The organism is Rhodoferax sp. (assembly GCF_034520025.1).
Lineage (GTDB): Bacteria > Pseudomonadota > Gammaproteobacteria > Burkholderiales > Burkholderiaceae_C > Allorhodoferax.
In genome coordinates this window covers 1,375,947-1,392,063 of the sequence record NZ_JAXHNZ010000002.1, presented here as the reverse complement: position 1 = coordinate 1,392,063, position 16,117 = coordinate 1,375,947, and the positions used below count along the sequence as shown (strand labels likewise).

The window sequence follows — 16,117 nt, the reverse complement described above, 5'->3', positions numbered from 1 at the left end:
CCTCTGCCCCTCGTGGAACATGCGCGAGCAGCTCCTAAAAACGTAGCAGCTCGCGCGAGCTGCAGGTTCAGGCCTTGGCCACTTCCAGCACCAGCTTGCCGAAGTTCTCGCCATTGAAGAGCTTGAGCAGTGTCTCGGGGAAGGTCTGCAGGCCCACCACCACGTCTTCCTTGCTCTTCATGCGGCCGTCTTTCAGGTAGCCGGCCATCTCGGCCACGGCCAGGTGGTAGCGGTCGGCGTAGTCGAAGACGACGATGCCTTCCATGCGCGCGCGGTTCACCAGCAGGCTCAGGTAGTTCTTGGGGCCTTGCACGGCGGTCGTGTTGTTGTACTGGCTGATGGCGCCGCAGATGATGATGCGCGCCTTGCGGTTGATGCGGGCCAGCACGTCGTCCAGGATGTCACCGCCCACGTTGTCGAAGTAAATGTCCACGCCGCCGGGGCAGTATTCCTTCAGGCCCGCGCGCACCGCGTTGGGGCCTGCCTTGTAGTCGATGCAGGCGTCAAAACCCAGCTCTTTCACCACCCACTCGCACTTGGCAGGGCCACCGGCAATGCCGACCACGCGCAGGCCCAAAATCTTGGCAACTTGGCCCACCGTCTGGCCCACGGCACCGGCGGCGCCAGAGATCACGATCGTCTCGCCCGCCTTGGGCTGGCCTACGTCCATCAGGCCAAAATAGCCGGTCATGCCGGGCATGCCCAGCACATTGAGCCACTGGGTCAGGGTGCCGGCACGCAGGTCGATTTTGACGATGCCGCTGCGCTTGAGGTCGTCTTTGGCAATGGTGATGTACTCCTGCACACCAAAGCCTGCGCTCACATAGTCGCCCACCGCAAACTTGTCATTCTTGCTGGCCACCACCACGCCTACGCCACCAGCGCGCATGACTTCACCAATTCCCACCGGCGGGATGTAGCTCTTCCCTTCATTCATCCAGCCGCGCATCGCGGGGTCCAGGCTCAGCGCCAAGGTTTTTAGGGTGACGCCGCCCTCGGCTGGCTCTGCCACAGGCTCGGAAGTGTGGCTCCAGTCGCTGGCTTTGGGCATGCCCACAGGGCGCGCGGCCAGGCGGATCTGGTGGTTGGTCAGGGTGGCAAGGGCTTGGGTCATAGGGGCTCCGGGGGAAGGGTGTAAACAATGGTCGCGGATGGTAGCGCTGTACCGGGTGTAGCTTGGTAGCCTAGGTGACAAGGCTTCGTCAGGGTCCGCTCTGGCTCCAGGCTGTGGCTTGGGGCAGGTCCGCACTCAGTGGGCCATGTAGCGGCCGGCGCGGTGGTTGGTGGCTAGGGTCTGGTTCAGGGTGATGGCGCCCAGCACGCTCCACAGCACATGCTGCCAATCGGTCACGCCGAAGGCCAGCAGCACGATGGTGCAATCCAGCGCCATTTGCAGGCGCCCGGCGCGCCAGCCATATTTCTCTTGCAGGTAGAGCACCAGCACATTGAACCCACCCAGGCTGGCTTTGTGCCTGAACAAAATCAGCATGCCTGTGCCCATGAGCAGGCCACCAATGACGGCAGTGGCCGCCGGGTGCAGGTGCTCAAAGCCCACCCACTGCGGCATCAGGTTGGTCAGGCCCGCCAGCAAGGCCACTGCCATGAAGGTCTTGACGGTAAACACCCGCCCCATGCGCTGGTAGGCCAGTGCGTAAAACGGCAGGTTGATCGCGAAAAAGATCAGCCCGAAATTCCAGCCCGTGGCGTAGTGCAGCCAGAAGGCCACCCCTGCGGTGCCACCGGTCAGCAGGCCGACCTGTTTGAACATCAATACCCCCAGCGCCACAAAAATAGTGCCGGTTAAAAGCGCTTGCAGGTCTTCAGTGGGGCGGTGGCGCAGGTCGGTAGTGCGGTCGGGGGTTTGGGGCATCGGGCGAGTGTAGTCAGGCGGTGGCAGGGTCGTAGCCTGCCGAACGCAAATGCAATGCCAAGGATGCGTCCATGCTTTGCGCATGTTGCGGGAACCAGATGCCCAGCTCGTCGGCCATTTGCCTCACTACCGCCAGGTCGCCGCCGTGTCCTCGGGCTTCGCCTTCGCGCATCACTTGTAGCACCACTTTATGTTGGGTGGCGTGGCAGTTGCCGGCGGCAAAGCCGGTGGCGCGCATCCACTCGTCTTCGCGGTTGAAGTGCGCCTGGGTGTGGGCTATCAGCGCCGACCACAAGGGCAAGAGCATGTCATCGTCAGCCAGCACCACGCGCTCCAGCAGATCTACAAACTCTTGGTGCACTTGGTCCATCACGGGCATGTCGAGTACCAGGGCATCGGTCCAGGCGAGGGTGGCAGGGGCGGTAAGGGTTTCGGTCATCGGGCTTCTCCTTGATCGGTCCCAGCATAGGCGGCGCAGGCCTTGGGCGTATTGACCCACATCAGGCGGCGGCATCACAGGGCCGTTGATAATCTTGCGCTATGACTATTTCCTTTCAGCCTCCTCTGATTGCTCGCCCCGCCGACCTGGGCGCCACTCTGTTCCGCCAGGGCTACGCGGTCGTAGGAGCGTCGCAAGTTGCAGGCTTGTCCGGCGTGCCGCTGGACGCCATGCTGGGCTGGTGCGACGGCTGGAATGACCTGCCGCCCGACAACTACCTCAAAGACGGTGGCCGCTACCGCCGCCGCCGTCACTCGTGCTTTGTGCTCGACAGCCATGGCGTGACGCAGGCACCGCACCGCCCGCACTGGCAGCCCCTGTCTTACAACGCGCTGCACGGCGGCATGCAGCGCCACTTTGAGCCGATGGACAGCAGCGTCACAGCGCAGACGCCTTGGCAGCAGCTATTGGGCTGGCTCGGTCGGGTAGCAGACGATTTGAAAGGCCCGCACACCTGGTTTGCCGAGGCGCACCAGTTCCGCATCGACACCACCGACGGCATTGGCCGCCCGACGCCCGAGGGCGCGCACCGCGATGGAGTGGACCTGGTGGCGGTGTTCATGGTGGCCCGTGATCGTGTGAAGGGGGGCGAGACCCGGGTGTTTGAGGCCGATGGCCCCAACGGCCAGCGCTTTACGCTGAGTGAGCCATGGTCACTGCTGCTCTTGGATGATGAGCGGGTCATTCACGAGTCCACACCGATCCAGCCTTTGGCCGAGGGCGGCTACCGCGACACCCTGGTGGTGACCCTGCGCGCTGGTGGGTTCCAGGGCGAGGTTTAAAGGTTTTTTGCCCTGGAGCGCTCGCTGAATATGCGCGAGTAGCTCCTGAATTGATAGCGTTTTTGTTGCTTATGTCGCTGCTTATGCTGCCGCGCCTGCCATGCCGGGCGTCAGCAAGCGCTGCATGAGCTCGCGCACCGTTTTGATCTGGTCGCCAAAAGGCAGGCGGCCGGCACCCCGGAAGAACAGGCCTTTTTTCACATCACCGCGCAGCGCAGCGGCCAACTGGTTGTCGATGCAAAACTGGCCCCAGCCCGGTAGGCCATCGCGCAGGCCGCATTGGCCCAGGCAGTCAAAACTTTTGGTGCAGCGGCCTTTGGCGTGGGCCACGGCCTGCAGCTTGGGCTCGATCTTCATATAGGCGCGCAACCAGGGCGTGCCCACGGCGCGGGCGGGCAGGCCGGCCACGCTGGTGAACTCGACCATGTCCTCTTCGCGCGCCTCGGCCAGCACCCGCTTGAACTCCGAATGGGCGTCGCTTTCTTCAGTTACGGCAAATGCGGTACCCAGTTGTACGGCGTCCGCCCCCAGCGCCTGCAGGCGTGCAATGTCTTCATGGCTGCGGATGCCGCCGGCTGCAATCAGCGGAATGTGCTGCTCGTAGCCCGCATCCTTGAAAAACTGGCGCACTTGAGGAATCACGTTCTCAAAGTCAAGCCGGGTGTCCTGCAAGTCGGCGATCTTGGCGGCGCCCAAGTGGCCACCGGCGAGGCGCGGGTGCTCGATCACGATGGCATCCGGCAGGCGCTTTTTGCGCTCCCATTTTTTGACGAGCAGTTGCACACCCCGCGCGTCTGAGAGGATGGGAATAAGCGCTGCCTTGGGATGGTCTTTGGCCAGCTCGGGCAAATCCAGCGGCAAGCCGGCACCCACCACCACGGCGTCAATACCGGCTTCCAGGGCGCGGGTCACGTTGGCTGCGTATTCGCTCACCGCCCGCATCACGTTGATGGCCAGCAGGCCCTTGCCTCCGGTGCGCTCGCGGGCGGCCTTTATTTCGCGGTCAATGGCCTCTAGGTTGGCGGCGTTGATGCCGGCCTTGGCTTCTTCGCCGGGCGCCAGCTCGCGGGTGCGGTCCATCAGGTCCGGGTGGTGGCGGCGCAAATCCACGCTGGAGAGCGTACCCACCCCGCCTGCGGCCGCCACGCTGCCAGCCAAACGGTTGCCGGAGATACCGATGCCCATGCCGCCCTGCACTACGGGTAACAGCGTCCGCCCTGCAATCTGCAAAGCCTTCAGGCCGCTTTGGTACAGCAGGTGGAGGGCTTCCGGGGGCATATCAGGGCTTTGCTGCTTGGTGTTGCTCATGGGCTGGTCTAAGATGGTGGTGGTTCTGCAAGCGCGCAGCTTAGGTTCTGGGCGTTGATGCAGGTTTGCGCTGGGTCAAACTGCAGTGCGATCGGGTGCTGGAACCAAACAACTACAAGAATTGGGTTGAAACCTCATGAATGCTTTGGTGCAAGGTCTCGCTGCGTTGGGCGGTTTGCGGGATCGCGATACGTTAGACACTGAGCTGGTGCGCTTGGTCGTGCGGCATGCCGGTTTGGGTGTGACGCGCGCAGACTTGATTCGCGTGTTGGGCGATGGCGACGAGCAACGTTGCCTGGCGCTGGCCACCATGCGACATGACCAGGATCAACCGACCCATGATGTGCTGTGGTCGGACTGGACCCAATTGCCCCACTTGATGGACTTCCCGTTGCGTGTGCGCGCCTTCGAAAAAGGCCGCGCAGTGCAAGAAGACCAGCCCGCACCCGTGGCAGTGTTGCCGCTGGGGACCCACGATGGCCTGCGCATTTTGCTCGAGGTCACAACCCCCAAACCCTTGTCCCCGAGGCGCGTGGACTTGCTGCAAAGCGTATTGCTGGCCTATCAAAATTTGTTGGGTTTGCTGGACTACGGCGAGCGTGATTCACTCACTGAGTTGTTGAACCGCAAAACCTTTGATGGCGCTTTTTTCAAAGCCACGGCCGATAACAGCAGCAGCCCGCCCGAGGGCGTGGATGAGCGGCGCGAGTCGGGCAGGATTGCCGGTGGCGTCTGGCTGGCGGTGCTTGATATTGATCACTTCAAGCGGGTCAACGATACTTATGGCCACTTGATCGGGGACGAAGTGCTGTTGCTGCTGGCCCGCCTGATGCGCAACAACTTCCGGTTTTACGACCAGCTCTACCGATTCGGTGGCGAGGAGTTTGTGGTGCTGATGCGCTGCGACGATGCCAGCCACGCTGAAATCGCCTTGGAGCGTCTGCGCCTGCGGGTGAGCGATTTCGCGTTCCCGCAGGTGGGCTCGATCACGGTGAGCATCGGGGTCTCGCAGTTGCTGCCCAATGACACGCCCAGCAGCGCGTTTGGCCGAGCCGACAAGGCGGTGTACTACGCCAAAGAGCATGGCCGTAACCGCTTGTGCAACTACCAGCTTCTGGTGGCCGAGGGCCAACTCACCGAGCAAGCTGCCGACGAGATGGATGTGGACCTGTTCTAAGCGGTCCACACCCCGAGCGCCCGCTTAGCGGTCGCGCTCAAATATGGCAGCAATACCCTGGCCGCCACCAATGCACATGGTCACCAGCGCATAGCGGCCGTTGATGCGCTCCAGCTCATACAACGCTTTCACGGTAATCAAAGCGCCGGTCGCGCCGATAGGGTGACCCAGCGAAATGCCGGAGCCATTGGGGTTCACCTTGGCAGGGTCCAGGCCTAAATCTTTGGTGACGGCGCAGGCCTGGGCCGCAAAGGCTTCGTTGGCTTCGATCACATCGAGGTCATTCACCGTCAAGCCGGCTTTTTGCAATGCCAGCTTGGTGGCAGGCACCGGGCCGATGCCCATGTATTGGGGGTCCACGCCGGCATGGGCGTAGGCCACGAGGCGGGCCAAGGGCTTGAGGCCGCGGGCCCGGGCCACGCTCATTTCCATGAGCACCACGGCCGCGGCAGCGTCATTTATGCCCGAGGCGTTACCTGCGGTCACCGTGCCGTTTTCCTTGATGAAGACGGGCTTGAGTTTGGTCATGTCCTCGAGCTTGCAGTCGGGGCGGAAGTGCTCGTCGGTCGCGTAGGCCACTTCGCCTTTTTTGCTCTTGAGCATGACGGGGGTGATCTGGCTGGTGAAGTAGCCGGCCGCGGTGGCCTTCTGGGCGCGCTGGTGGCTTTCTACCGCCAGAGCGTCCTGCGTTTCGCGGCTGATGCCCCACTTGGCGGCGATGTTTTCCGCGGTCACACCCATGTGGATGGTGTGGAAGGGGTCGTGCAATGCGCCGATCATCATGTCCACCATCTTGGTGTCACCCATGCGGGCCCCCCAGCGCATGTTGAGGCTGGCAAAGGGCGCGCGGCTCATGTTTTCAGCGCCACCGCCAATGGCCACATCGGCATCACCCAGCAGAATGCTTTGGCTTGCGTTCACGATGGCCTGCAGGCCCGAACCACACAGGCGGTTCACGTTGTAAGCCGGTGTCTCTTGGGCGCAGCCGCCGTTGATGGCAGCGACGCGGCTGAGGTACATGTCCTTGGGCTCAGTGTTCACCACATGGCCGAACACCACATGGCCCACATCTTTGCCTTCGACATTGGCACGGGCCAGCGACTCGCGCACCACCTGGGCGGCCAGATCGGTGGGGGGAATGTCTTTGAGGCTGCCGCCAAAGGTACCAATGGCGGTGCGCACTGCGCTGACGACGACGACTTCACGGGACATACAAGGCTCCTCTATCAATAAAAGTGGGTGCAGCACGCAGTGTGCGCCGCTTGCAATACAGGCATCTTACGGTTCGCAAGGTCATGGTTTTGTCATGAAATTGACATTAGAGGTACCTACCCTCAGAGTGTCAAAAATCTGCCCGTTCAGGAGTTGCCCGTGAGTTCCAGTGAAGAAGAAATGATCCGTCGCATCCGCAGCGACATGTTGGACAGCTATGACGAAGAGCTGGAAATGGAGCTCGACGACCACAACCAGGACGAGCTGGCCGATGGCTTGAGCCCCGAGCTGAGCGCGGAGCAAAAGAACGACCGCCGCACCTATTTCCGCGAGCTGTTCCGCATGCAGGGCGAGCTGGTCAAGCTGCAGGACTGGGTGGTAGCTACTGGCCACAAGGTCGTAGTGATTTTTGAAGGCCGCGATGCGGCTGGCAAGGGCGGAGCCATCAAGCGCATCACCCAGCGTCTCAACCCCCGGGTGTGCCGGGTGTCTGCATTACCCGCCCCCAACGACCGCGAACGCACCCAGTGGTACTTCCAGCGCTATGTGAGTCACTTGCCGGCTGCCGGCGAGATTGTGTTGTTTGACCGCAGCTGGTACAACCGCGCGGGTGTCGAGCGCGTCATGGGCTTTTGCAATGACGAGCAGCTCGAAGAGTTCTTCCGCACCGTGCCCGAATTCGAGAAGATGCTGGTGCGCTCAGGCATCCAGGTCATCAAGTACTGGTTCTCCATCTCGGATGAAGAGCAGCACACCCGCTTTTTGGGCCGCATTCACGACCCGCTCAAGCAGTGGAAACTCAGTCCCATGGATCTGCAGTCCCGCGTGCGCTGGGAGGCTTACACCCACGCCAAAGAGGCCATGTTGGAGCGCACCCATATTCCGGAAGCGCCTTGGTGGGTGGTGCAGGCCGTCGATAAAAAGAAGGCCCGCTTGAACTGCATTCACCATCTGCTGAGCCAGATGCCCTACGAAGAAATCCCTCACGCCCCGGTGGAGCTGCCAGAGCGGGTCCGTCACCAAGATTACGAGCGCCACCCGGTGCCGATCGAAATGTACGTGCCGGCGATTTACTAGCCCCGCACATCTGCCACGGGTTGTTCGCCGAAATCCGGGCGGGCCAGATAGGCCAGCACGCGGCGTGCGGCCTCTTCGGGGCTGGTGAGCTGGCCATTGGTTTTCAGGCCTTCAAAGCTGCCCCTGTCGGGAAAGTTCGCCGCATCCGCGCCGCGCAGCTGGACTTGCATGTCGGTGTCTATCACCCCCGGCGCCAGCGAGCAGACCTTTGCGCCGTTGGGGCTCAGTGCCTCGTCCATGGCCAGGCAGCGGGTGAAGTGGTCCATGCCCGCTTTGGCTGCGCAGTAGCCGGATTGCGAGGCCATGGCCCGGCGGCCCAAGCCAGAAGAAATATTCAAAATCTTGCGCGTTGCGGCCCAATCGCGTGTGCCTGCCAAGAATGCCGCGCACAGCTGCATCGGCGCTTCTAGACCCACCCGCAACGCATGGGCCAAGTCTGCAGGGCTGCTGTCCCGAAGCGGCACCAGCGCGGGGATGACGCCTGCGTTGTTAATCAGGGTGGCGCTGGCGTAGTGTGTCGGTGGCTGGGTGTTCAGCCACTCTTGCAGGCGAAACGCAGCTGCTTCACCATCGGCAAGATCGGTTTGCCATTGGGTAAGTGTGGCTCCCGCTTTTTCTGCGGCCGTGTGCAGCGCTGTGATTCTGGTGCGCGAAAGGCAAAGTACATGGTTTGCGGGGCGCAGCAGTTGCTGCGCCATAGCCAAGCCCATGCCGCGGGAGGCACCGGTGACGATGAACAGGTAGGTTGTAGGGGTTGTCATGGGGATACGTCTACTGACTTAAGCGGGAAGAATAGCGGCACACAGTAGGGTCAAACCATGTTTGTGAGAACTCGGCGACCGCATTGGTCGCTGTCCATGACGTGCGTTCGATAAAACCAGTGTATGCACCGGCCGAGCGACCGAAAGGGCGGGAGGACCATTCAGGCGATGGAGCTGCGCTAACCTGATCCTCTACCCGCGAAATCCATCTTCCAAAACGCTCCTGGTAAAACATATACATCGAGTCACCCAATTCGGCTGCGGTGAGTGTGGGGCAGTCGTTGGCATCAAACCAGATCTCCTCGAGCGCTGCGGGGACCTGACTCAAAAAACGCAATCGGCGCACCCGCCACACCTCGCCTGCCGCATTGCCTCCAATGACAGGAACATGGACCGGGCGACTGACTCGGCTGACATCCAAGATGTGTGCGGTCGGCAGTCCGGGGCCAGTGTGCAACTCCAGCCGGAAGAGCTCATAAATCTGCTGAGTGCCCGCTACTTGTTTGGCATATGTGCCAGACCCCTGCTTGCGCTCGAGTACCCCTTGGTCTGATAGCAGTGCCAGCGATTTGCGCAGGGTGCCTACGGCCACATTCAGGGTTTCAGAGAGTTCAGCCTCGGTCGGCAAGCGTTCGCCCTCTCGCCAATAGCCCGCTTTGATCTGACGGGCCAAAAGCTCCGCAATTTGCAGGTAAAGGGGAAGTGGCTTGGCGGGTATGGATTCAGGCATGCCCACCAGTATGACAAATGCGGCTTGCGTCGGGGGAAACCCTCATCTGCATTTTCCACAATTCATATACTATTCCTTCATGTTTTTAACGAGGTGATTCATGAGCGTTGTTCCCGTGAGAGGCGCTGACATCCAAGGCGCTGAAGTAGCTTGGTTTGCGCCGTTGTGTTCGGATGACTTTCGGGTGCTAGGCGTTCCTGATGGCCAGTTACGCAGTAGTTGGAGCAATACCCGCGATATCGCCTTGCGGGCAGACCAGCTGGGCTTTCGCAATATTCTGTGTCCGTCCTCTTACCAAGTGGGGCAAGACACCTTGAGCTTTGTTGCGGCTATGGCTCCGCAAATCAAGCAAATGAATATGTTGGGGGCAATCCGGTGCGGTGAAATGCAGCCCGCCATGTTGGCGCGCACCGTCGCGACGCTGGACCACATGCTGGAAGGCCGGCTAACATTGAACGTGATCTCGTCGGACTTCCCCGGTGAGGTTGCCGATAGTGCCTATCGCTACCGCCGCAGTTGGGAAGTGGTCGAAATTCTCAAGCAGGCGTGGACACAAGACACGATCAATTACGAGGGGCAGATTTACAACATCAAGGGGCTCTCCACCGACCCGGTGCGCCCCTATCAAACCGGCGGTCCCCTGTTGTATTTCGGTGGCTACAGCCCTGACGCCTTGGCCCTTTGTGGCGCCCATTGCGATACCTATCTGATGTGGCCTGAGCCCAAAGAAGTGTTGGCCCAGCGCATGCGAGATGTCCATGCTCAAGCGGCCCAGCATGGCCGTGTGCTCGACTACGGCTTGCGCGTGCACATGATCGTGCGTGATACCGAAGCTGAAGCGCGCGAATACGCCCGCGAGCTGGTTTCGCAGCTGGATGACGAGAAGGGGCGCGAAATCCGGCAGCGTGCGTTGGATGCGAAGAGCCTTGGCGTTTCTTTGCAGAGCGCCAACCGCGAGATTGCGGACGAAGAGGGCTATATCGAACCCCATTTGTGGACCGGCATTGGACGCGCCCGCAGTGGCTGCGGTGCTGCGTTGGTGGGTAGCGTGGATCAAGTGCTGAGCGAAATCCATGACTACATGAGGATGGGCATCCGAGCCTTTATCTTCTCGGGCTATCCGCATCTCCAAGAGTGCGAGATTTTTGGTACCAAGGTCCTGCCCCACCTTCGCACTGTGTCTTTGGCACAAGAGTACGGTCGTGTTCCCTCGCAGGTGCCTTCCACTCCGTTGGGTGTGGGCGTGCGCCGGTAATTTTTTCTTTTTTCAGAATGTCTATGAATCGTATTACCCTGCCCAATTCCCGAACGTTGAGCCAGATGGCCTATGGAGTGTGGCGTCTGTCAGAGGCGCAGGACACCAGCGTGTCCGCCAACTTGGCACGGATTGACGCATGCCTCGCGCAGGGTATTACCAGCTTCGACCACGCCGATATCTATGGAGACTACCGGTGCGAAGCGCTCTTCGGTGAGGTCATCAAAGCGCGCCCCAGCTTGCGCGACGCAATTGAGGTCATTACTAAAACGGACATCATGCTGTTGTCGACCCAGTGGCCCGGGACCCGAGTCAAGCACTACGACACTACTCCCGCCCATGTGCTGGCGAGCGTAGACCGTTCTTTGCAACGCATCGGGGTCGATGTCATTGATCTTCTGCTCATCCATCGTCCTGATCCTTTGTGCGATGCAGATGCCTTGGGTGCGTGCCTCGATGGGCTTGTCGATTCAGGCAAGGTGCGGGGTATCGGTGTGTCCAACTACATGCCGTGGGATGTGGATCTGTTGCAGTCGCGCATGAAGCACCGCTTGCAAACCAACCAAATCGAACTCAGCCTGCTTTGCACAAGCCCTTTCGTCAACGGACAAATTGCCCATGCGCAACAGCATCGTATGCCGGTGATGGCGTGGTCGCCTCTCGGTGGCGGTCGCCTGCACTCACAGGCGCAGGAGGCAGGCACTGCCGCATCCCGTTTGTCGCCCGCATTGTCGCGGCTGGCGCTAGCCAGTGGAACCGACGCCACAGCGGTCGCGATGGCGTGGTTGATGCACCATCCTGTCGGCGTTTTGCCAGTGATGGGGAGTAACCAGCTACCTCGCATTCAGACCTTTGAGCAAGCGTTTGCGGTTCCGATGGATCGCCAGACTTGGTACGAACTGTACGAGCTAGCCAACGGGCACGAGGTGCCCTGAGCGAATCACCCAAGGAACCATGTCATGCGCCACTTACCCGACACTTTACCCGCCTATGCCAAAGCGCCCGCACCGGCTGATCCGGGAGATTTCCGCAAGGCACTGTCGTGCTTTGCGACCGGTGTAACCGTTGTCACCTCGCGCTGGCAAAGCAGCGATTGGGGGATGACGTGCAACTCATTTGCTTCGGTCTCCCTAGAGCCTCGGCTGGTGTTGTGGAGCATTCGCAAGGCCGCCAGCAGCATCGAGGCCTTTACCCGTTCGGGTGGCTTTACGGTAAACGTACTTTCTCATGAACAAGAACGCACCGCTCGACAGTTCGCGACCGGCGACATGGACTCTCGCTTCGCGGGCGTTCCGGTAGAGCGCCAAGGAAGTGAACGACTGTGCCTGACGGAGGCCATGGCGTGGTTTGATTGCTCGCTTCATCAGCTGGTGGATGCGGGTGATCATCAAATCCTCATCGGCCAAGTCCAAGACTTTGGCTGGCGCGACACGGCTGCTCTGGGCTTCTGGCGTAGTCAGTTCGGCCAGTTCCAGACCCAAGCCGTATGATCCCTCTGTGGTTGCTTTTCCTGCTGGTGGGCGCAGCAGGAGGCTTTTCCGCGGGCCTTTTTGGCGTGGGAGGCGGTCTCGTAATCGTGCCCACTCTGTATTGGCTCTGGCGTGGGGATCCGATGCTGGGGTCTCATGTGATGCATTTTGCTGTGGCGACGTCCTTGGCCTGCATTGTGGTGACATCGGTGACCAGCAGCTGGACCCATTGGCGTGCAGGGCGTATGCACTTTGACCGGGCACCTTGGCTCTTGGCCGCAGTAAGCGCAGGGGCCACATCGGCAGTGTTACTCGCGCAATGGATGCCTACCGCTTGGCTCAAGATGGCATTTGGCATCTTCGCATTGGTGACCGGCGGCATCATGTGGAGCCAGTCGGTGCAGCGGGCCGAAGGGCAGCGGCCCTCGTCCTTGGAGCTTGTAGGGGTGGCCGCCTTTATCGGCAATGTCTCGACCCTGCTGGGTGTGAGTGGCGGTGCTTTAACGGTTCCTTACTTTGTGCTCCGTGGGACCGATGTTCGCAAGGCGGTGGTGATCAGTTCGGCACTGGCCATACCGATCGCGACGATCGGGGCTCTTGGCATGGGCGTCACTGGCGTCAATACGCCGGTCTCATGGGGCTTTGTGCATGGCCCGGCTTTTGTGGGTATCAGCTTGGTCAGCATGTTCTTTGCCAACTGGGGAGCCCGAGTCTCTCAGCGGATGGACAAACGTCGCTTGCAGCAGGCGTTTGCCGTGTTCCTCGCGCTGGTGGCCGCCCACATGTTGTTCTTTTAAACCGCTAGGTTTTTACCAGCCCGCGACGGATGCGCGGGCTAGCCACATCAACCCTTCAGTCCGCCTTGCGTCAGCCCACCCACGACTCTTTCCTGGAACGCCGCGATTAACAGGGCGATCGGCACAATCGCCACGATGAGCGCAGCCGAGATGATGGGCCAAGGGAAAGTAAATTCGCCTTGGTAAAGGGAGATACCCACCGGCAAGGTCCGCACCGCGGGGCTCGAGTTGAGTGAAAGTGCCAGCAAAAACTCGTCCCATGCATTCACAAATGCGAGGATCCCGGCTGTAAACACGCCAGGAGCAGCCAAAGGTACAACGACGCGCCAGAGCGCACCCATGCGGGTGCACCCGTCGATCATGGCGGCGTTTTCCAAATCCCTTGGGATGCTTTGGAAGAAGCTCACCAACACCAAGGTGCATACCGGTAAGTTCAGCACGACATACGGAAGAATTAACGCGGCATAGGTGTTTAGCCAACCCAGTGCTCGCATGGTCTCGAAGATCGGCACTAGCAAGGTAACAAGCGGAAACATGCTAGATGCCACGATGCAGGTGAGGATAAGTTGCCGATGTTTTAGATTCAAACGCGCGATCGCGTAAGCTGCAAAGGCGGAGACCAGGAGCGACAGAGCGGTCGCACCAGTGGCCACAATCACACTGTTTTTCAAGTAGTGCAGCAAGGGCTGATCATGGAAGGCCTTGACATAGTTTTCCAAGGTGGCTGCTTCAGGCCACCAGGTGATCGGCTTTTGCACGAGCTCTGTCTCTGTTTTGAGCGAAGTGAACAGAATCCATACCGCTGGGAAAAATCCGTTGAGGACCACAATCCCTGCCGCCACCCAGCGCAACGCGGCGGAGCTCCAAACAATGGGTGTCGTTTTACTCATGACGCGTTCTTTCCAATATGGTGCAAATAGAAGCCAGTCACCGCCAGCGATATCAAAAACATGAACACTGCCAAGGTGGATCCGTAGCCGATGTCAGAGTAGTCGATGGTGTACTTGTGAATCAGCATCGCCAGGGTTTCTGTAGCTTCTCCCGGTCCACCACGTGTCATGGTGTAGGGAATGTCAAACGTCTGCAACGCTGTGATGGTGCGGAAGATGAGTGCAACGATGATGCTAGGCATCAGCATGGGTATCGTGATTTGCCAGAACTGTTGCCAGCGGCTGGCACCATCGACTTCAGCAGCTTCGTACAGAGACCGGGGAATCATCTGTAAGCCAGCCAGTAGGATCAGCGCCATGAAAGACGAGGTCTTCCAGATGATCGTCAGGCAAATGGCGGCAAAAGCCCAGTTCGGTTTCAACAACCAGCTCACCGACTCATCGATCAGACCCAACCGAAAGAACACATCATTCACTACGCCGTAGTCGGTATTGAAGAACCAGGCGAATATCAAACCAGCAAATGACAAGGGGAGCGCCCAGGGCAGCAGCAGCGACAGGCGCACAGGCCACTTGCGTTTGAATGGCAAATTGGCCAGCAAAGCCAGCCCCAGGCCAACGACCAGCGCACCTGGTACGGTGATCAGTGTAATGAGCAGGGTGTTCTTGGTGGCATTCCAGAACAGGGGGTCTTGCCACACATCGGCATAGTTCAAAAAGCCAATGTAAGCCCCCGTTTTGTCGATATCAAATACGCTGTTGTAGACGAGTTTGCCGATCGGGTAGACCACGATCATTGCTAGCAACAAAAACGCGGGCATCAAGAGTAGAACCGCAAGTGTTTTCTCGCTGGGGTCCTTCAGTTTGGAGAGCATTGCGTGCGCTTAGGGTGAGACTACGGAAGAGTCTGTTTCTCAAAAAAGCCCCGAGTCATAGAGGTGAAATGACTCGGGGCAGGTGTGGCGCCCTCATCCGGACGCCGTGCGGTGCTAGGTGGCTTAGCGCATCAACCGACCGACGCGGACGGCAATTTCATCCACACCAGCTTCCGGTGTTTTGGTGCGGGCCAACACCGCACTGGTCGTGGTGCGAATGATGTCAGACACCTGTCCATAGTCTTCCACCATGGGGCGGCTTTGCGCAGCCAACACGACGGGAAGTGCATCCTTAAACCACGGAACTGCCTTGATCACCGTCGGATCGCTGTAGACACTTTGGTACACCGGCAAGATGGAGCCTTCACGCGCGACGAATGCGCTTGCCTCCTTGGACGACAAGAACTTAATCAGGTTGCCCGCAGCGTCTTTGTTCTTGCCATAAGCATTCATCGCCCATTGCCAGCCACCCATGCAGGTTGCCGACTTACCGCCGCTCATGGCGGGCAGGGGAATCACACCGACGTTGTTTTTCACTTTGGAATCTGCATCGTCTTTGAAGCGGTCGAAGGCAAAGCCCCAGTTGATGGCAAACACCACGTTCCCCGCTTTGAACTCATTCACCGTCACCGGTGTGGTGACTTCGGCAATGTTCTTTTTGACCACGCCGTCATCCATCATCTTCAGCCACATTTTCAGGCCATTAACCGCGGCGGACTTGTCCAGGGTGAGCTTGCCAGCCGCATCGTTGAATTGCTTACCTTGCCCCCAGTAAGGCAACAGGAAGGTGCAGACAGCACCTTCAATCGGCGCGCCCTGCAAGGACAGGCCCTGCAGGTTGGGGTTGTTTTCGGCTGCAGTGATCTTTTTGGCCGCTGCGCTCAGCTCATCCCAAGTCTCGGGTTCGGCAATGCCGTGCTTGGTGAGCAGATCCTTGCGGTAGTACATGAACATGGAGTCGCCCTGGCTGGGCAATGCCATCACTTTGCCATCCACAATATTTGCCTGCTGGTACACCGGCAGATAGTCGTTGCGCAGGCTGGCGGCACCGCCCACATATTTGTCCAAGGGCTCAATCCATCCCTTGCTGGCGTACTGCGCGGGATTCACGATGTCGATCATGAACAGATCAATGGCAGAGTCTTTGGCATTGAGGACGGTGCTCAAATACTGGCGCTGCAGCTCAGATGTGGCTCCGCCGGTTTCAATTTCCACCTTCACGCCCGGATTGGCTTTGGTGTATTGCTCAAACAGCTTGGCTTGCAGATCGGGCCGCTGATTCGGACCGACAAACACCCGCAGGGTGGTCTGTTGCGCCCAACTAACCCCAGCAAGCAGCGGAGCAGTCAAAGCGGCAGTAGCTAATTTCAGGGCCCATCTTTTGTTCATCGTCGTCTCCTAGCAAGGTTGAAAAT

16 protein-coding genes and 1 pseudogene are annotated in these 16,117 nt (G+C 59.7%); 7 read left to right on the top strand and 10 right to left on the bottom strand.

Annotated features, from left to right (window positions below; translation table 11 throughout):
- Window positions 1-67: 67 nt before the first annotated feature.
- From U5L73_RS14920 to U5L73_RS14910, 3 genes and pseudogenes are all read right to left on the bottom strand, one after another.
- Window positions 68-1,114 (bottom strand): NADP-dependent oxidoreductase, encoded by a 1,047-nt coding sequence (locus U5L73_RS14920; RefSeq protein ID WP_322563073.1) that lies wholly within the window; start codon window positions 1,112-1,114, stop codon window positions 68-70.
- Between the two features lie 135 nt (window positions 1,115-1,249).
- The gene (locus U5L73_RS14915; protein WP_322563072.1) at window positions 1,250-1,870 is read right to left on the bottom strand and encodes a YitT family protein; all 621 of its coding nucleotides are present in this window, start codon (window positions 1,868-1,870) and stop codon (window positions 1,250-1,252) included.
- Window positions 1,871-1,889: 19 nt separating this feature from the next.
- Window positions 1,890-2,309: pseudogene (locus tag U5L73_RS14910) on the bottom strand (hemerythrin domain-containing protein); the annotation flags it as partial.
- Between the two features lie 101 nt (window positions 2,310-2,410).
- Between U5L73_RS14910 and U5L73_RS14905 the strand changes: the two are divergent.
- Window positions 2,411-3,151 (top strand): 2OG-Fe dioxygenase family protein, encoded by a 741-nt coding sequence (locus tag U5L73_RS14905; protein WP_322563071.1) that lies wholly within the window; start codon window positions 2,411-2,413, stop codon window positions 3,149-3,151.
- An 81-nt stretch (window positions 3,152-3,232) separates the two neighbouring features.
- Here U5L73_RS14905 and U5L73_RS14900 read toward each other — a convergent pair whose 3' ends face one another.
- Window positions 3,233-4,459, bottom strand: coding sequence for an NAD(P)H-dependent flavin oxidoreductase (locus U5L73_RS14900; protein WP_416221319.1), 1,227 nt, complete (start codon window positions 4,457-4,459; stop codon window positions 3,233-3,235).
- A 136-nt stretch (window positions 4,460-4,595) separates the two neighbouring features.
- Here U5L73_RS14900 and U5L73_RS14895 point away from each other — a divergent pair, with 136 nt between their 5' ends.
- Entirely contained in the window at window positions 4,596-5,636 is a 1,041-nt protein-coding gene (locus U5L73_RS14895) for a GGDEF domain-containing protein (protein ID WP_322563070.1), read from the top strand.
- 24 nt (window positions 5,637-5,660) lie between these two features.
- Here U5L73_RS14895 and bktB read toward each other — a convergent pair whose 3' ends face one another.
- Window positions 5,661-6,848, bottom strand: a complete 1,188-nt coding sequence (gene bktB, locus U5L73_RS14890) for a beta-ketothiolase BktB (protein ID WP_322563069.1) — start codon at window positions 6,846-6,848, stop codon at window positions 5,661-5,663.
- A gap of 180 nt (window positions 6,849-7,028) precedes the next feature.
- On the opposite strand from bktB, the gene ppk2 reads away from it, so the two are divergent.
- Window positions 7,029-7,925, top strand: coding sequence for a polyphosphate kinase 2 (gene ppk2 / locus U5L73_RS14885; RefSeq protein ID WP_322563528.1), 897 nt, complete (start codon window positions 7,029-7,031; stop codon window positions 7,923-7,925).
- Here the strand turns inward: ppk2 and U5L73_RS14880 are convergent.
- Together U5L73_RS14880 and U5L73_RS14875 are read right to left on the bottom strand one after the other, a co-directional pair.
- A complete protein-coding gene (locus U5L73_RS14880) occupies window positions 7,922-8,686 on the bottom strand; it encodes an SDR family NAD(P)-dependent oxidoreductase (RefSeq protein WP_322563068.1) in 765 nt (254 codons plus the stop codon). The two genes, ppk2 and U5L73_RS14880, sit on opposite strands and share 4 nt — an antisense overlap.
- A 10-nt stretch (window positions 8,687-8,696) precedes the next feature.
- Window positions 8,697-9,416, bottom strand: a complete 720-nt coding sequence (locus tag U5L73_RS14875; RefSeq protein WP_322563067.1) for a GntR family transcriptional regulator — start codon at window positions 9,414-9,416, stop codon at window positions 8,697-8,699.
- A 100-nt stretch (window positions 9,417-9,516) separates the two neighbouring features.
- Here U5L73_RS14875 and U5L73_RS14870 point away from each other — a divergent pair, with 100 nt between their 5' ends.
- The 4 genes from U5L73_RS14870 to U5L73_RS14855 are packed head-to-tail and all read left to right on the top strand — an operon-like array spanning window position 9,517 to window position 12,937.
- Window positions 9,517-10,671 carry an LLM class flavin-dependent oxidoreductase gene (locus U5L73_RS14870; protein ID WP_322563066.1) on the top strand — a complete coding sequence of 385 codons (1,155 nt, stop codon included), beginning with the start codon at window positions 9,517-9,519 and terminating at the stop codon, window positions 10,669-10,671.
- A 23-nt stretch (window positions 10,672-10,694) separates the two neighbouring features.
- A complete protein-coding gene (locus tag U5L73_RS14865; RefSeq protein WP_322563065.1) occupies window positions 10,695-11,606 on the top strand; it encodes an aldo/keto reductase in 912 nt (303 codons plus the stop codon).
- 24 nt (window positions 11,607-11,630) lie between these two features.
- Window positions 11,631-12,161 carry a flavin reductase family protein gene (locus tag U5L73_RS14860; RefSeq protein ID WP_322563064.1) on the top strand — a complete coding sequence of 177 codons (531 nt, stop codon included), beginning with the start codon at window positions 11,631-11,633 and terminating at the stop codon, window positions 12,159-12,161.
- Complete coding sequence (locus U5L73_RS14855; protein ID WP_322563063.1) at window positions 12,158-12,937, top strand: sulfite exporter TauE/SafE family protein; 780 nt, start codon at window positions 12,158-12,160, stop codon at window positions 12,935-12,937. Before U5L73_RS14860 ends, U5L73_RS14855 begins: the two co-directional genes overlap by 4 nt.
- 47 nt (window positions 12,938-12,984) lie before the next feature.
- On the opposite strand, the gene U5L73_RS14850 is transcribed toward U5L73_RS14855, so the two are convergent.
- The 3 genes from U5L73_RS14850 to U5L73_RS14840 form a co-directional block, all read right to left on the bottom strand.
- The gene (locus U5L73_RS14850) at window positions 12,985-13,779 is read right to left on the bottom strand and encodes a carbohydrate ABC transporter permease (protein WP_322563527.1); all 795 of its coding nucleotides are present in this window, start codon (window positions 13,777-13,779) and stop codon (window positions 12,985-12,987) included.
- Between the two features lie 44 nt (window positions 13,780-13,823).
- Window positions 13,824-14,702 carry a sugar ABC transporter permease gene (locus tag U5L73_RS14845; RefSeq protein WP_322563062.1) on the bottom strand — a complete coding sequence of 293 codons (879 nt, stop codon included), beginning with the start codon at window positions 14,700-14,702 and terminating at the stop codon, window positions 13,824-13,826.
- 123 nt (window positions 14,703-14,825) lie between these two features.
- On the bottom strand, window positions 14,826-16,091 hold the full coding sequence (locus U5L73_RS14840) for an ABC transporter substrate-binding protein (RefSeq protein ID WP_322563061.1): 1,266 nt from the start codon (window positions 16,089-16,091) through the stop codon (window positions 14,826-14,828).
- Between the last annotated feature and the right edge of the window lie 26 nt (window positions 16,092-16,117).

Coding starts and splice junctions, on each gene's coding strand:
- U5L73_RS14920 (WP_322563073.1), bottom strand. CDS start 1,114: ATGACCCAAGCCCTTGCCACCCTGACCAACCACCAGATCCGCCTGGCC.
- U5L73_RS14915 (WP_322563072.1), bottom strand. CDS start 1,870: ATGCCCCAAACCCCCGACCGCACTACCGACCTGCGCCACCGCCCCACT.
- U5L73_RS14905 (WP_322563071.1), top strand. CDS start 2,411: ATGACTATTTCCTTTCAGCCTCCTCTGATTGCTCGCCCCGCCGACCTG.
- U5L73_RS14900 (WP_416221319.1), bottom strand. CDS start 4,459: ATGAGCAACACCAAGCAGCAAAGCCCTGATATGCCCCCGGAAGCCCTC.
- U5L73_RS14895 (WP_322563070.1), top strand. CDS start 4,596: ATGAATGCTTTGGTGCAAGGTCTCGCTGCGTTGGGCGGTTTGCGGGAT.
- bktB (WP_322563069.1), bottom strand. CDS start 6,848: ATGTCCCGTGAAGTCGTCGTCGTCAGCGCAGTGCGCACCGCCATTGGT.
- ppk2 (WP_322563528.1), top strand. CDS start 7,029: ATGATCCGTCGCATCCGCAGCGACATGTTGGACAGCTATGACGAAGAG.
- U5L73_RS14880 (WP_322563068.1), bottom strand. CDS start 8,686: ATGACAACCCCTACAACCTACCTGTTCATCGTCACCGGTGCCTCCCGC.
- U5L73_RS14875 (WP_322563067.1), bottom strand. CDS start 9,416: ATGCCTGAATCCATACCCGCCAAGCCACTTCCCCTTTACCTGCAAATT.
- U5L73_RS14870 (WP_322563066.1), top strand. CDS start 9,517: ATGAGCGTTGTTCCCGTGAGAGGCGCTGACATCCAAGGCGCTGAAGTA.
- U5L73_RS14865 (WP_322563065.1), top strand. CDS start 10,695: ATGAATCGTATTACCCTGCCCAATTCCCGAACGTTGAGCCAGATGGCC.
- U5L73_RS14860 (WP_322563064.1), top strand. CDS start 11,631: ATGCGCCACTTACCCGACACTTTACCCGCCTATGCCAAAGCGCCCGCA.
- U5L73_RS14855 (WP_322563063.1), top strand. CDS start 12,158: ATGATCCCTCTGTGGTTGCTTTTCCTGCTGGTGGGCGCAGCAGGAGGC.
- U5L73_RS14845 (WP_322563062.1), bottom strand. CDS start 14,702: ATGCTCTCCAAACTGAAGGACCCCAGCGAGAAAACACTTGCGGTTCTA.
- U5L73_RS14840 (WP_322563061.1), bottom strand. CDS start 16,091: ATGAACAAAAGATGGGCCCTGAAATTAGCTACTGCCGCTTTGACTGCT.